Source organism: Chryseobacterium sp. Leaf405 (genome assembly GCF_001425355.1).
In the GTDB taxonomy this organism is placed as follows: Bacteria; Bacteroidota; Bacteroidia; order Flavobacteriales; family Weeksellaceae; genus Chryseobacterium.
Window position 1 is genome coordinate 37,947 of sequence record NZ_LMQN01000006.1, and the last position, 15,098, is coordinate 53,044.

Sequence of the window (15,098 nt, forward strand, 5' to 3'; positions counted from 1 at the left end):
TTTTTTTGAATAATTAGTCTACTCGTTTGGTAGGATAATTATTTTATCTGATATTTGCAGTACTTCAATGAACAAAATTATGATTTCAAAAGAAGATGCAGATATACTGAAGCAGCTTTCAGCGGAAGAGGGATTGAAATTGATCTCAACAAAATTCTCGGAAGGAGTTGTTTTCTCCACATCACTTGGTCAGGAGGATCAGGTGATTACGGATATTATTTTCAAAAACCAGTTGCCTATAAAAGTTTTTACGTTGGATACGGGAAGACTTTTCTATGAACATTACGAATTACTTTCACAAAATAATGCAAGATATAAAACCAAAACGGAAGTTTATTTTCCGGAAAATTCTGATGTGGAAAAATACGTGAATGAAAAAGGTATCAATGCTTTTTATCATTCAGTTGAAAACAGAAAAGAATGTTGTTTTATCCGAAAAGTTAAACCTTTAAACAGAGCTTTAGAAAATGCCAAAGTCTGGATTACAGGTTTACGTTCTGAACAATCTGAAAATCGTGAAAATATGCCGATTATCGAATGGGATGAAGAGCGAAGATTATACAAATACAATCCGTTAATTCACTGGAGTTACCAAGATGTTTTAGATTATTTGGAACAACATAATGTTCAGGAATTGTCTTTGCATAAAAAAGGTTTCATCAGTGTGGGTTGCCAGCCTTGTACAAGAGCCATTGTCGAAGGCGAAAATCCCCGTGCCGGACGCTGGTCGTGGGAAAGTTCACAAAAAGAATGCGGTTTGCATACCCATTAATTCAAAATTTAAACTAAAAATGAGTACATATAAGTTAGACTATCTGGAACAGCTGGAAGCCGAAAGTATCTATATCATGAGAGAAATTGCGGCTCAGTTTGAAAAACCTGCGTTGCTTTTCAGTGGTGGGAAAGATTCTATCACGTTGGTTCATTTGGCAAAGAAAGCTTTTGCTCCGATGAAAATTCCGTTTCCGTTGGTGCATATTGATACGGGACACAATTTCCCGGAAGCGTTGCAATTCAGAGATTATTTAGCAGAAAATATCGGTGCAGAATTAATTGTAAGAAAAGTTGAAGATACCATTAAAGCTAAAAACTTAACCGAACCTAAAGGAAAATTTGCTTCGAGAAATTGGCTGCAGACGCATACGTTATTGGAGACGATTGAAGAGTTTCAGTTTGATGCCTGTATTGGCGGTGCGAGAAGAGATGAGGAAAAAGCCAGAGCCAAGGAACGTTTCTTCTCTGTTCGTGATGAGTTTGGGCAATGGGATCCAAAATTACAGCGTCCAGAATTGTGGAATATCTACAACGGAAGAATCAATAAAGGTGAAAATGTGAGAGTTTTCCCGATTTCCAATTGGACGGAGCTTGATGTCTGGAATTATATTAAAAAGGAAAATATCCAGTTGCCACCGATTTATTTTGCTCATGATCGTGATGTAATTGAATATGACGGACAGTTAATTGCGGTTTCCGATTTCATTCAAATTGATGAAAATGATACGATTGTCAATAAAAGAGTCCGTTACAGAACCGTTGGCGATATGACTTGTACCGCAGCCGTTGAAAGTTCAGCAGAAACTTTGGATGGGGTGATAAATGAAATTATCGCATCAAAAATATCTGAACGTGGCGAAACCCGAATTGATGATAAAGTGACGGAAGCGGCAATGGAGGACCGAAAAAAAGGAGGATACTTTTAAATAAGTAATGAACAATGAATAATCAGTAATGCAAAATATACTGCATATTTTATTCATTGTTTAAAATTAAATTATAGAAAAATGAGCGGTTTGAAAAAATTACTCACTACCAATTACTCATTATTAATAAAATAAACGTGGACATACTAAGATTTATAACAGCGGGAAGTGTAGACGACGGGAAAAGTACCCTGATCGGAAGGCTTTTGTATGACAGCAAAAATATATTGATCGACCAATTGGAAGCGTTGGAAAGACAATCAAAAAATAAAAATGAAAATGGGATTGATCTTGCGATTTTGACAGACGGTTTAAGAGCTGAAAGAGAGCAGGGAATCACAATTGACGTTGCTTACAGATATTTTTCAACACCAAAAAGAAAATTTATTATTGCGGATGCGCCGGGACATATTCAGTACACCCGAAATATGATTACGGGAGCTTCTAATTCCCAGTTGATTGTCATTCTGATTGATGCAAGACAAGGTGTGATCGAACAAACCAGAAGGCATTCGATCATTGCTTCTTTGCTGAAAATGAAAAATGTGGTCGTGACGATAAATAAAATGGATTTGGTGGATTATTCTGAAGGAATTTATAATGATATTAAAGCTCAATATGAATTGGTTGCTAAGAAACTAGGTTTGGAAAATGTGAATTATTTCCCTATTTCTGCCTTTCATGGTGACAATATTGTTGACAATTCTGAGAATATGCCTTGGTATAAAGATTCTACTTTGTTGGATTTTTTAGAAAATGTTGAAATTAATTCGGATGAAACTTTTGAAAATCCGAGATTCCAGGTGCAGTATGTGATTCGTCCGCAAACTGATGAATTGCATGACTACAGAGGATATGCCGGAGCAGTAATCTCAGGTATCTATAAAAAAGGCGATGAAATTACTGTTCTTCCTCAGAATATTCAGACTAAAATTTCGAAAATTGAAACAGGCGGAAAAGAAGTAGATTTTGTATTCGCCAACCAACCTGCGGTTTTACATGTTGAAGATGATATTGACATCAGTCGAGGTGATTTTCTGGTTAAATCTGATAATTTGCCCAAGGTTGAAAATGAAATTGAAGCCGTTGTCTGCTGGCTTGATAAGAAAGAATTAAATGAAGGGAATAAATATTTTATTCAGCATAAAAGCAAAGTCTTAAAAGCAATTGTTAAGGAAATTGATTATAAAATTGATGTCAATACTTTAGAAAAAACTTCAACTTCTGAAAGCGTGAAATTAAATGAAGTGGTAAAAGTTCGTTTAAAAATTGCTTCGCCATTGGTTTTTGACAGTTTCGAGGAAAGTAATGCAACGGGAAATGCTGTTTTGATAGACGAAACGAGTAATTCTACTGTTGGAGCTGTAATGATTTTATAAGATGGTAATTTCAAGAAAGATTCAGATCAGGCTCAATGTTTTTTTTATAACGATTGCCATACTATTTATCGGAGTTTTTTCGATGTATGAATTGGGTTATCTGGATGAACTTTTTACCATTTTAGCCAAAGACAATTATATTTTTTACTGGATGTTATTGGTTGGGGTATTGGCTGAAATCGTTGCAGGATCCATGGGGATGGGCTACGGCGTTATTTGTACCACCACGCTTTTATTTCTTGGAATTCCTCCACATGCGGTAAGTGCAAGTATACATTCTGCGGAAAGTTTTACGACAGCAGCCGGAAGTGTGAGTCATATTAAACTGAAGAATGTAAGTAAAAGTTTAGTTAAAAAATTGGCAATTCCCGCAATTTTCGGAGCGATTATTGGAGCTGTTTCCCTGACTTATCTTGGAGAATATTATTCTAAAATCACGAAAACTATTATTTCCTTTTACACATTGTACCTGGGAATTCAGATTTTATCGAATGCTTTTAAAGAAAAGCGGGATAAAAAATTAAAAAAGACAACCAATTTAACGAGATTGGGATTATTTGGAGGATTCATCGACTCCTTTGCCGGAGGAGGATGGGGACCGTTGGTAACGGGAACTTTAATTAAGAACTCTTTTACACCAAGATTTGCGGTCGGAAGTTCAACGGTGGCGAAATTTATTTTAACCTTAACGGCAGCTATTACCTTCATTTTTACATTGGGAATTCAGCATTGGAATATTATTCTCGGACTTTTGATTGGTGGAATTTTTACAGCACCTTTTTCTGCGATGCTGACGGCTAAACTTCCTGTGAAAGGTATGTTTATTGTAATCGGCACTCTGGTAATTGTTATGAGCTCAATTACGATTTATAAATCTGTTTTTTAATGATAAAATCTGTTAAATATTGAAAAATAAAAGGGTGAAGTATTTCATCAGTTTTGAAAATATTTTACATTTACACCTTTAAAAAATAACAATGAACATAAATGTAATTGCGCTATTCAAGTTTAATGAAAATTACCTGATGGAAGCGGTGGAACTTTTTCAGATTTTGGTAAGAGAAACGAGAAAAGAAGAAGGTTGTCTGCAATATGACCTTATTGAAGATAAAGATAATAAAGGTACTTTTTTCATGGTAGAGTTGTGGGAAAGCGAAGAACATCTGAATCGTCATAATGGGCAGGATCACTTACTAGATTTCAGAAGAGATGTTTCTAAAATGTTGGAAAGCTCGACATTGGTATATAAAGGATTTAAGACTTTATAAGCATTAAAATAGTATAATTAAAAATCTAAAAGGCTGTTCACAATTGTGGGCAGCCTTTTATTAGAAAAAATAGAAAGTATTAAAATTTAGATATTAATGAGATAATATATATTTTATCTCATTTAATCTGTAAGACAAAAATACATAATTATTTTTAATTATTCTAAATAAAAATATATTTATTTCTCAAAAAAATACTGATCTATGATGGTCATAAATCAGTATTTTACAATGTAAGTTATTGTCTAATAAATCTTACTTTTTAATAAATTTTGATTTCACTACTGAACCTTCTGCCGTTTCAACAATGATGTAATAAACGCCTGTTTGAAGAGCACTGATATCAAATGATCTACCTGATAATTTACCTGCGGCAACTTTTTGTGCTCCCGCAGAATAAATTTCAATATTTTTCGGATCTTTTTTAGCAACAAACTGTAATGTTGTATTTTCTGAATTTACGGCAAACTTAACTTCTTCTTTAGATTTTGAAGCATCTGTAACTGCAAGATTTGCTGTAACATCATATCTAACATCATCAATATCAACAGCTGTGTGTGGCGCAGGAACAGCATTTACAGTTTTAAATACAATATAGCTTGACGAAGAACTTGGAATTGATACTGTTATAGTCTGAAATGTATCAGATGTAAGCATTGTTGCAATTCCTAAACCAACAAATGTAGTCATATCAGTTGGGCTTGAAGCCAGACCAACCTGAATAGTTACCGGAGCAGAAGCTGCGTTTCTACGAGCTTTAAAGCTAACACTCTTATTTCCTGTCGGCGCAACAATTTGTGGTGAAATTAAATATTGAGGAGTATTCATGTTTGCTCCTGAATAGGATTGGATATATTTATTTCCGGTGGTTACTGTATCATCAAACACAATCATCATAGGCCCAGGGTTACCTGTAGCAGTAGGTAGTAGAGATGACCAGTTGCTTTGAGGGAAAGTCGCATTTCCACTTGTGAAATTGTTAAAGTTTTCATTAAACGTAGCTACTTGCGCATTAGCAGTAATAGCCGAAAGCATCAAAGTCCCAATAAGTAGTCTTAATTTCATAACGTTATGTTTATTTAGAATTATTCTACAAAACTAATTAATTATTTTTAAACATTCTAAATAAAAATATGATTTTTATCTTGTTTGTATATTAAGATCATTTAATATGATATTCTTCTTTAATTATTAAACTGAACTTCATTTAGCTTATTATAAAAAATGTATATGTTCAAACGCTATCATTTATTTAGCTTACATTTTTCAGATATTTTGAGTTTTGTAAAAAATCATGGTATTAAAAGTTGTTTATTTTTAATTGTTCTAAATAAAATCCTATATTTGCTGAAAATTTTTGCATCTATGAAGAAGAAAGTGCTTTCCATACTATCCTTATCCATGTTCTTTTGGATGAATGCACAGGAAAATGATTCTCTTAATCAGAAAAAAATAGAAGAAGTTGTCATCACAGGTCAATATACTCAACAATCAATTAATAAATCTATTTATAAAGTTGAAGTAATAGATGCACAACAGATTAAAAATATGGCTGCTACCAATGTTGCAGAGGTTCTTAATCAAAGTTTAAATATCCTCATTACTTCAGATCGTAATTCAGGAAATTCTACTGCAAATCTTATGGGACTTGGTGGAGAGTATACAAAAATTTTGATTGACAATATTCCTGTTGTAGGGGATATAGGTCTGGGAAATAATATTGATCTAACAAAATTGAATATAAACAATGTAGAGCGTATCGAGGTTGTAAGAGGTTCTATGGGGGTAGATTACGGAAGTAATGCTGTTGCGGGAGTTATCAATATTATTACCAAGAAGAATAGTCATAAAAAATTAACGTTGAATGCGTCTTTACAGGAGGAAACAGTAGGAAAAGAATATAATTGGTATAAAAAAGGAGAAGGAAGACATATTCAGAATCTAAATATTGGATATAATATTAATGAAAACTGGTATGTAGGTGCCAATATCAATCATAATGATTTTCAAGGATTCAAAGGAAATCAACAGGGTTATAAATATTTTGAGCAAGACGGAGGTAGAGGATATGCGTGGCAGCCAAAAGATATTTTGAATGTTGATGGGATTTTACGTTATACTAAAAATAAAACTTCTATTTTCTATAAATTTGGATTTCTAAATGAAAAACTTAATTATTATAATCCAAAAGTTACTGAACTTTATTTAGGGGAAGGTAACAGAACATTTATTTCTACAGATAGAGATTATAAAACAACGAGATATATCAATCAGCTAAATGTTCAGACAAAGTTAGGAGCAATTAATTATACTGGTGATTTCTCTTACCAGACTCAGGACAGAAAATACAAAGAATTTGTCTACGATATTCCTAACAGAACGGTTAGAAGTACTATAAATGATTATCAATCTTATAATAAATCCGATGTATTATATTCCAGAGGAGTTTTCAGTAATTTTCTTGATAATGATAAATTAGATTTCCAGCTTGGATATGAATTAGATCATACAACTGGGTTCGCAGGCAATATTGCAGGAAATTTTGCAGGTACAGATGACATAAAGAGAAAGATTTTTAATTATGCCAATTTCATGTCAATTGAATGGAATGCTACAAACTGGTTGTCAATTCGTCCCGGTTACCGTTTAGCTTTAAGCGATAAATTTGATACCCAACATAATTATTCATTAACAGCAAGAGCAAAAGTTACGGATAATGATAATATCCGTCTTGTAGTAGGGAGTGCCAATAGATTCCCGAATTTTGATGAACTATACACCTATCAGGTCGACAGTAACCATGATATTCAGGGGAATCCCGATCTTAATCCGGAATCGGGAATGACAGTTTCTTTAAATGCCGATAAAAAAATAACAACAGATTCAGGATGGAATTTAGGAGTTGGTGCGAGCGCAACTTACCTAAAAGTAAAAGACCGAATTGAAATGGCACAGATCAGTAGTAATCCTCTGAAATTTAAATATATTAATATTGATAATTTTGAAAGTTATCTGTTTGAAGCTAATTTCAGAGCCCAAAAAGGACAATTAAGTCTTTCTGCCAATGCAGCCTATTACGGGATCTCAAGACTTTTGAATCAGGAAGGGCTTTCATCACCTGATGATTTCTTTTATACATTTGAGGCAAATCTTGCAGCCAATTATATAATCCCGACAATAAATACTACATTGTCTTTATTTTATAAATATACAGGGAAAACTCAAATTCCTACTTTGGTATCAAGCCTTAATACCTCTCCAAAATATATTATTGGGGAACGTGCTGATTTCCATATGATGAATTTCACGGTGACTCAGCTGTTCTTTAAAAATCATTTTGAAGTAAGTGCCGGTGTTAAGAATATTTTTGATGTGTCATCTGTAAGAGATACTACTGTCGCAGGTAATATTCATGAATCCGCTGATCCAAGTTCTAATCTTTTCTACGGCCGAAGCTATTTTGTAAGACTAGGCTATAACTTCTAAAATCTTAAAAATGAAAAAAATACTGTTTTATCTTTTAATTGGAGGGTCTTTTATAGCACAATCTTGTATTAATGATAATGATGATCCGGTTGCAGTTTCCAAGACCGACGGATTTACCGTAGATGCCAACGTAGGTGGTGCGACTCAGCCAAACCAGGTGTGGTTCGATTTCGGAACAAATTCTATGGCTGTTAACCAGAGATTAGATTGGGATCTTGCTTTTTATGCAGGAAACGAGTTTAAAGTAATGCTGAACTCTTCGCTGAAGATGGCGGCAACAAAAATTCCCAATGCAACGGATATTAAACAAGTAACAGCAGCAAGTGTTGCTACTTTAACAAGCCAGGTTGTTGTGGCACCATACAACGCTGCAAACATAGCATATATTGATGATGTAAAAGGAAATTTTCCTTCCGGGTACACTGCTATTGGAGAAATTAGAGCAAACGACTCTGAAAATGGAATCTATCTTGTTAATATGGGTGTCAAATTGTTTACCGGAAATATACCGGCGGGTGTTGCAGAAACAGGAACAGAACCAAGAGGCTGGATGAAAATCCAGGTTATAAGACAAGGCAATGGTTATAAAGTGAAATATGCGCCACTTGATGAAACTATGAATATCAGCGAATTAAATGTAACCAAAAACTCAGCATACAATTACAATTTTGTAAGCTTGGTAAATAATAAAGAAGTATCTATTCAGCCAGAAAAGAAAAATTGGGATATAGGCTTTACGGTCTTTACGAATGTAATTGAAGGATTGGGAACTTATATATATGCAGATTTTGTAATAATCAATAATCTGGGTGGTGCAGGAGCTTATGAAGTTCAGGCTACAGGAACTACAACAGGAGCTGAAGCCTATAATAATTTTAAATTCTCAGATATTGATCAGTCTAAATTTGTTTATAATGATCAGCGTGTGATCGGTAGCAACTGGAGAGAAGCAGGACCTTCCGGATCTCAGGTGAAAAGTACTGTCTTTTATGTTATAAAAGATACAGAAGGATATTATTTTAAACTAAGATTTAAAAATATGACTGACGAAAAAGGAGAAAGAGGTCATCCTCAATTCGAATACAAACCATTATTCTAAATCTTAAATCAAATAAAAGTATATCATGAAAAAATTCATTCTTGCCGCATCTGTGTTGGTAGCAGTGTATTCTTGCAAAAAAACGGAAGGCGGTAAAACAGAAAATAATACAGAAGTTTCATCAGAAACTCCAAAATCAAATAATAAAATTGTAACACTTAACGGTGGAATTACAGAAATCGTTGCCGCCTTAGGCCATGAAAAAGAAATCGTTGCAACAGACGTTACAAGTACCTATCCGGAATCTTTGAAAGCTACGGCTAAAGATTTAGGGCACATGAGAACAATGACCATCGAGCCGATTATGGCAGTTTCTCCAACGTTGATTTTAGCTTCTGATAAAGATATTAATCCGGATTTGATGAAGAAAATTCAGGATTCAAAAATTAAAACTGAAGTTTTCAAACAGGAATTTACAGTTGATGGAACTAAAAAACTAATCGTTGAGGTAGCGAAAGCAATCGGAAATACAGATTATCAGAAACTGAATGATAAAATCGATGCTGATTTAAAACAGGTTCAGCCCATTGCTAAAAAACCAAAAGTACTGTTCATTTACGCAAGAGGAAATATGCTGATGGTTTCTGGTAAAAACACGCCAATGGCAGCTTTGATAGGACTTGCAGGTGGTGAAAATGCAGTCAATGATTTCGAAGATTTCAAACCATTAACTCCGGAAGCGGTGGTAAAAGCAAATCCTGACGTGTTATTCTTCTTTACAACTGGATTGGAAGGTGCAGGTGGAAACGAAGGTGCTCTTAAAATGCCGGGTGTTTCTCAGACAAACGCAGGTAAGAACAAGAGAATTATCGCAATGGACGGAGGCTTGATTTCAGGTTTCGGACCAAGATTAGGAGAGGCAGCTGTAGGATTAAACAAACTTTTAATTGAAAGCACAAAGTAAATTATACTTTTACATCACAATAAGTACCATACTGCTTGCCATTATAGCAGTATGGTCTCTTAATACAGGGGTTTACGATTTTGGTGGTAAATCTGCTTTTGAGGTGTTGAGGAAAGTAATACAGGGAGATGAAAGTTTATCATTAAGTGATAAGTATGTAGTCTGGGACGTGAGAGCATCCAGAATTATTATGGCAATTTTAGTGGGGAGTATGCTTGCCGTGTCGGGAACTACATTGCAGGGATTATTTAAAAATCCTTTGGCGACAGGGGAAGCGATTGGTTTAACTTCGGGAGCCACATTACTGGCGGCAATTGCAATTGTTTTAGGAGGATATTTCAAACAGTATCTTCCTGAAATGGTACAGTTTTCACTGACGGGTATTTCCGCTTTTATAGGGGCTTTATTGGCTATGATGCTGGTGTACAGAATTTCCACAAGTTCAGGAAAAACAAATGTTGTCATGATGTTGTTAAGTGGTGTTGCCATTACATCAATCGGTTTTTCTATTACCGGTTTTTTGATTTATATTTCAAAAGACGAACAATTAAGAGATCTTACTTTCTGGAATATGGGAAGTCTGGCAGGAGCAACCTGGACGAAAAATATTGTATTATCGGGTGTTATTTTAATTGCCTATAGTATTTTATTACCGAAAGGAAAAGCATTAAACGCCATGTTATTGGGTGAAAAAGATGCTGAACATTTAGGAGTAAATGTAGAAAAACTGAAAAAACAAATCGTGATTATCACATCATTAATGATTGGAACTTGCGTGGCATTTTCAGGAACAATTGGTTTTGTCGGGCTTATCGTACCGTATATTTTAAGACTTTTATTTAAATCAAATTATACATTCATTTTGCCACTGTCAGCCGTCTTAGGAAGTATTTTACTTTTAATTGCTGATACCATTAGCCGAAGCATTGTAGCTCCGTCAGAATTGCCAATCGGTATTTTGACATCATTAATTGGAGGTCCTATTTTTATCGCTATTTTAATTAAATTCAAAAAATCACTGTAATGATAAAGGCACAGCAGATCAACTATAAACACAAAGAATTTCACATTCTTGATTCCGTTGATGTTTCTTTAGGATATGGTGAATTTTTAGCCATTGTCGGTCCGAACGGAGCAGGAAAATCCAGTTTGTTAAGCGTTTTGGCGAATGAAGTAAAATCAAAACAGGAGATTTTATTCAAAGATAAAAACATCAGTGATTGGCAGGTGCGAGAATTGTCTAAACATAAAGCAAAATTTTCTCAGCACAACAGCAACGATATTCCGCTTGAGGTAAAAGATGTTGTGATGATGGGGCGTTACCCGTATTTCGATGCTCAACCGAGACAGGAAGACCACGAAGCCATGAACAATATGATGTATGAAACAGATGTTTATCATTTAAAAGACAGAGAATACAATACGTTGTCAGGCGGTGAAAAACAGCGTGTGCATCTTTCCAGGGTAATGGCTCAGTTACAAAATGAGATCGAAAAAAAACTTGTTTTTTTGGATGAACCATTGAATAATTTAGATATAAAACATCAATACAAAGCATTGGAAATCATTAAAAAATTTACTGAAAATTCTAATTCTGCGATTGTTGTTCTTCATGATCTGAATTTGGCAGCACAGTTTGCCGATAAGATTTTATTGATGAAATCTGGAAAGGTTGCTGCGTATGGAACACCGACCGAAGTTTTTACGGCTGAAAATATCAGCAAAGCATATAATTTTCCGTGTACAATTTGTGAACATCCTATCACAAATAACCCAATGATTATTTTTGGATAATATGGACAAAGAAAACTTAAAAATATTAGCCCAAAATCTCGCCAATCCTCAAGGTGAAAAAGGTATTGAAATCGGCGAAATGATGAATGCTACCAACATCGGAATGACGCTGGAAAGTATAAAAACACTTTTGATAGAAGACGATGAGGCAATTTTGGAAATAGGACACGGAAATGCAGCCCACGTTAAAAGTATTTTAAATAAAGCTCAAAATATAAAATATACAGGAATTGATATTTCTGAAACGATGCATACCGAAGCCAAAAGATTAAACGAAAAGTTTAAAAATCAGGCTGAGTTTGTTTTGTATGAAGGAAATCAATTTCCTTTTAAAGATAAAACTTTCGATAAAATATTTACGGTCAACACCGTTTATTTTTGGGAAAATCCGGTTGAATATTTAAATGAAATTTATAGAGTTTTAAAAGATAACGGAACTTTTGTTCTCACTTTCGGACAAAGAGATTTCATGGAAACTTTACCTTTCACCCAATTCGATTTTACATTATACAATACCGATCAAATGGAGGAGACAGTTTCTAAAAGTCATTTTAAAAGAATGAAAGTTTCCGAAAAGGAAGAAGAAATAAAAAGTAAAACAGGCAACGAAACTATCAAAAGAAAATATACAGTTTTAACCATAAAAAAATAAAGTAATGAGCACATTAGTTAACGATTTAAAAGAAAAATGGGAAGCTCTGAAAGCAGAAAATCCGCATTTGAGAATCAGAAATGCAGCTGAAGCACTTAATGTAAGTGAAGCAGAATTATTAGCAACAAATATAGGTGAGGGAGTGACGATTCTTACACCGGAATTTCAAAATATTTTAACGGAAGCTGAACAATTAGGAAAGGTAATGGCTCTTACGCGTAACGAAGAGTGCGTTCACGAAAGAAAAGGCGTTTACCAGAATGGGGATTTCAGCAGTCCGCACGCACAGCTTTTCGTAAACGAAGATATTGATTTAAGAATTTTCTTAAACCACTGGAAATTCGCTTTTGCAGTGATTGAAGGTGACAGAAAAAGTCTTCAGTTCTTTGGAAAAGACGGTTTGGCACTTCATAAAATTTATTTGACAAAAGATAGCAACGAAGCAGCTTTCGATGTGATTGTTGAAAAATTTAAAGCTGAAGATCAAAATCAGGTATTGGAATTTGAAGCAGCAGCTCCAAAAGCTGAAGAGAAAGCGGATGCTGAAATTGATGTTGAAGGTTTCCAAAAAGCTTGGACGGAATTGAAAGATACGCACGATTTCTTTATGATGACGAGAAAATTCGGGGTTTCAAGAACTCAGGCATTGAGGTTGGCTCCGGAAGGTTTTACGAAAAAAATCGATACCTCCAAAGTAGTGAATGTTTTGGAAGATGCATCGGAAAAACAACTTCCGATCATGATCTTTGTTGGGAACAGAGGCATTATTCAGATTCATACAGGTGAAGTGAAAAAAGTAATGTGGCATCAACAGTGGTTCAACGTTATGGATCCTGATTTCAACCTACACCTTGATGTAACGAAAATCGCTGAAGCGTGGATCGTGAAAAAACCGACGGAAGACGGAGAAGTTACGGCGATCGAAGTATTCAATAAAGAAGGTGATTTTATCGTTCAGTTCTTCGGAAAAAGAAAACCGGGAATTCCTGAGCTGCAGGAATGGAAAGATCTTGTAGCACAGTTAGAAAAATAAATAGTTAAATGATTTTTATTAAGCCGTTTTGTTTTTTGCAGGGCGGCTTTTTTAATGTAAAACTTGAAAAATGTAAATTTGTTTATTGTAAAGTTTGTCATTCTGACGAAGGAGAATCTCAACTTTACTTTTGCATCAAATCAAAACAACAAAATTAATATGAAAAATATTTTAACAGCGATATTACTTATGATTTTCTGTTCATTTAATGCACAGAATTTCAAAGCCTATCAGTTTTATAATCAAAAAGGGAAGGAAATTAAAACTGATAAATTAGTCAAAGAACTGGCTGATTACGATGTTGTTTTCTTTGGTGAAAATCATAACAGTTCAATCAATCACTGGCTTCAGTTGAAATTGACGGAAGCTTTGTTTGAAAAGAAAAACGGACAGCTTATTTTGGGCGCTGAAATGTTTGAAAGAGATAATCAGTCACAATTGAACCAATATTTAACCGGGAAATTTGATGCTAAAACATTAAAAGATTCTGCCCGTTTATGGAATAATTTCACAACAGATTATAAACCTCTGGTTGATTTTGCGAAAGATAAAAAACTGAATTTTATTGCAACCAATATTCCAAGAAAATATGCTTCTCAAACTGCAAAAGAAGGGTTGGAATCTTTAAATAATTTAACGGAAAAAGAGAAAACATATATTGTTCAGTTGCCGATAAAAGTAACATTGGAAACGCCCGGATATCCTGAAATGAAAACGATGATGGGTGAGCACGCAGACGGTACGAAAGTGATGAATTTTATCTCAGCTCAGGCCATAAAAGATGCAACAATGGCAGAATCTATTCTGAAAAATTTTCAGGCAGGAAAAACGTTTATTCATTACAACGGAAATTATCACAGCAAAGAATTTGGCGGAATTTACTGGTACATCAAACAGAAAAACCCGAAACTGAAAATGGCGGTAATTTCTGTTTTTGAATCTGAAAATCTGGAGTTAAAAATTCCTGAGAAAGATTACATTCCAACAGATTTTAATCTGATTATTCCTGCGGATATGACGAAAACTTATTAAAAAAATAGAATAATTTATCCGTAGCAACTGGTCTTAGCCCGTTTTTTAATAGAGAAAGTTTACATTGGCTTTGACTAAAACTTATTTGCATTATTTATCTTTGTAAAACATTCAAAATAAATGAAAAAACTATCTTTTCTCGTCATACTTTTCATCGGAATAATCAATGCTCAAAAGTTGACGCAAAGTGAAATTTCACTGATCAATCAGGGAGATATAAAAGCTGCTTTGCCGATTTATCAGACGACGGATGAAAATCAGCATAAAATTCTATTAAGTCTTTCTACAGAAATTGATCCGCTTGATAAAAACACGACAACACTGGTTAATAGAATGAAAGAATCTCTGCTTGCAACAAACGGTGGGGTAGGAATTGCGGCGCCACAAGTCGGAATCAACAGAAAAGTAATTTGGGTTCAGCGTTTTGATAAGGAGGGCGAACCGCTGGAATATTTCATCAATCCAGTTATTGTTTGGAGATCAGAATTACAGAATCTCGGTCCGGAGGGAGATCTGTCGATTCCTGAATTCAGAGATCAGTTTTACAGAAGCAAAGTGATTCAACTGGAATATGTTGATTTGAAAGGTCAGAAATATTCAGAAATTGTAGAAGGTTTTACAGCGGTAATTTTTCAACATGAAATCGACCATCTTTTCGGGATTTTAATTTCAGATAAAAAAGAGAAAGAAGAAAACGATATTTATCAGGCTGTTGAAGCTTTTAAGAAAATTGATTCTTTAACAAGGTAAG

Annotated in this window: 15 protein-coding genes; 14 read left to right on the forward strand and 1 reads right to left on the reverse strand. The window is 34.4% G+C overall.

Annotated features, from left to right (window positions below):
- The first annotated feature begins 79 nt into the window (after positions 1-79).
- The 5 genes from ASG22_RS04880 to ASG22_RS04900 all read left to right on the forward strand — a co-directional run bounded on the left by ASG22_RS04880 (position 80) and on the right by ASG22_RS04900 (position 4,347).
- Positions 80-772, forward strand: a complete 693-nt coding sequence (locus ASG22_RS04880; RefSeq protein ID WP_409991361.1) for a phosphoadenylyl-sulfate reductase — start codon at positions 80-82, stop codon at positions 770-772.
- Between the two features lie 19 nt (positions 773-791).
- A complete protein-coding gene (cysD, locus tag ASG22_RS04885) occupies positions 792-1,700 on the forward strand; it encodes a sulfate adenylyltransferase subunit CysD (protein ID WP_055981431.1) in 909 nt (302 codons plus the stop codon).
- Positions 1,701-1,837: 137 nt separating this feature from the next.
- A complete protein-coding gene (locus tag ASG22_RS04890; RefSeq protein ID WP_055981434.1) occupies positions 1,838-3,079 on the forward strand; it encodes a sulfate adenylyltransferase subunit 1 in 1,242 nt (413 codons plus the stop codon).
- A gap of 1 nt (position 3,080) precedes the next feature.
- Positions 3,081-3,965 (forward strand): sulfite exporter TauE/SafE family protein, encoded by an 885-nt coding sequence (locus ASG22_RS04895; RefSeq protein WP_055981436.1) that lies wholly within the window; start codon positions 3,081-3,083, stop codon positions 3,963-3,965.
- Between the two features lie 91 nt (positions 3,966-4,056).
- A complete protein-coding gene (locus tag ASG22_RS04900) occupies positions 4,057-4,347 on the forward strand; it encodes a putative quinol monooxygenase (protein ID WP_055981439.1) in 291 nt (96 codons plus the stop codon).
- Positions 4,348-4,602: 255 nt separating this feature from the next.
- Here ASG22_RS04900 and ASG22_RS04905 read toward each other — a convergent pair whose 3' ends face one another.
- Positions 4,603-5,412 carry a T9SS type A sorting domain-containing protein gene (locus tag ASG22_RS04905; RefSeq protein ID WP_055981442.1) on the reverse strand — a complete coding sequence of 270 codons (810 nt, stop codon included), beginning with the start codon at positions 5,410-5,412 and terminating at the stop codon, positions 4,603-4,605.
- Positions 5,413-5,712: 300 nt separating this feature from the next.
- Here ASG22_RS04905 and ASG22_RS04910 point away from each other — a divergent pair, with 300 nt between their 5' ends.
- The 9 genes from ASG22_RS04910 (at position 5,713) to ASG22_RS04950 (ending at position 15,097) form a co-directional block, all read left to right on the forward strand.
- The gene (locus ASG22_RS04910; RefSeq protein ID WP_055981445.1) at positions 5,713-7,833 is read left to right on the forward strand and encodes a TonB-dependent receptor plug domain-containing protein; all 2,121 of its coding nucleotides are present in this window, start codon (positions 5,713-5,715) and stop codon (positions 7,831-7,833) included.
- Between the two features lie 10 nt (positions 7,834-7,843).
- A complete protein-coding gene (locus ASG22_RS04915; RefSeq protein WP_055981448.1) occupies positions 7,844-8,932 on the forward strand; it encodes an HmuY family protein in 1,089 nt (362 codons plus the stop codon).
- A gap of 25 nt (positions 8,933-8,957) precedes the next feature.
- A complete protein-coding gene (locus ASG22_RS04920; RefSeq protein WP_055981451.1) occupies positions 8,958-9,836 on the forward strand; it encodes a hemin ABC transporter substrate-binding protein in 879 nt (292 codons plus the stop codon).
- On the forward strand, positions 9,820-10,860 hold the full coding sequence (locus tag ASG22_RS04925; RefSeq protein ID WP_055981453.1) for a FecCD family ABC transporter permease: 1,041 nt from the start codon (positions 9,820-9,822) through the stop codon (positions 10,858-10,860). The genes ASG22_RS04920 and ASG22_RS04925 overlap by 17 nt, the downstream gene beginning before the upstream one ends.
- Complete coding sequence (locus tag ASG22_RS04930) at positions 10,860-11,630, forward strand: heme ABC transporter ATP-binding protein (protein WP_055981456.1); 771 nt, start codon at positions 10,860-10,862, stop codon at positions 11,628-11,630. The genes ASG22_RS04925 and ASG22_RS04930 overlap by 1 nt, the downstream gene beginning before the upstream one ends.
- Position 11,631: 1 nt before the next feature.
- On the forward strand, positions 11,632-12,282 hold the full coding sequence (locus ASG22_RS04935; protein ID WP_055981459.1) for a class I SAM-dependent methyltransferase: 651 nt from the start codon (positions 11,632-11,634) through the stop codon (positions 12,280-12,282).
- A gap of 4 nt (positions 12,283-12,286) precedes the next feature.
- Complete coding sequence (locus ASG22_RS04940) at positions 12,287-13,315, forward strand: hemin-degrading factor (RefSeq protein WP_055981462.1); 1,029 nt, start codon at positions 12,287-12,289, stop codon at positions 13,313-13,315.
- 159 nt (positions 13,316-13,474) lie between these two features.
- On the forward strand, positions 13,475-14,347 hold the full coding sequence (locus ASG22_RS04945) for a ChaN family lipoprotein (protein WP_055981540.1): 873 nt from the start codon (positions 13,475-13,477) through the stop codon (positions 14,345-14,347).
- A gap of 120 nt (positions 14,348-14,467) precedes the next feature.
- Positions 14,468-15,097, forward strand: coding sequence for a peptide deformylase (locus ASG22_RS04950; RefSeq protein ID WP_055981464.1), 630 nt, complete (start codon positions 14,468-14,470; stop codon positions 15,095-15,097).
- Position 15,098 lies beyond the last annotated feature (1 nt).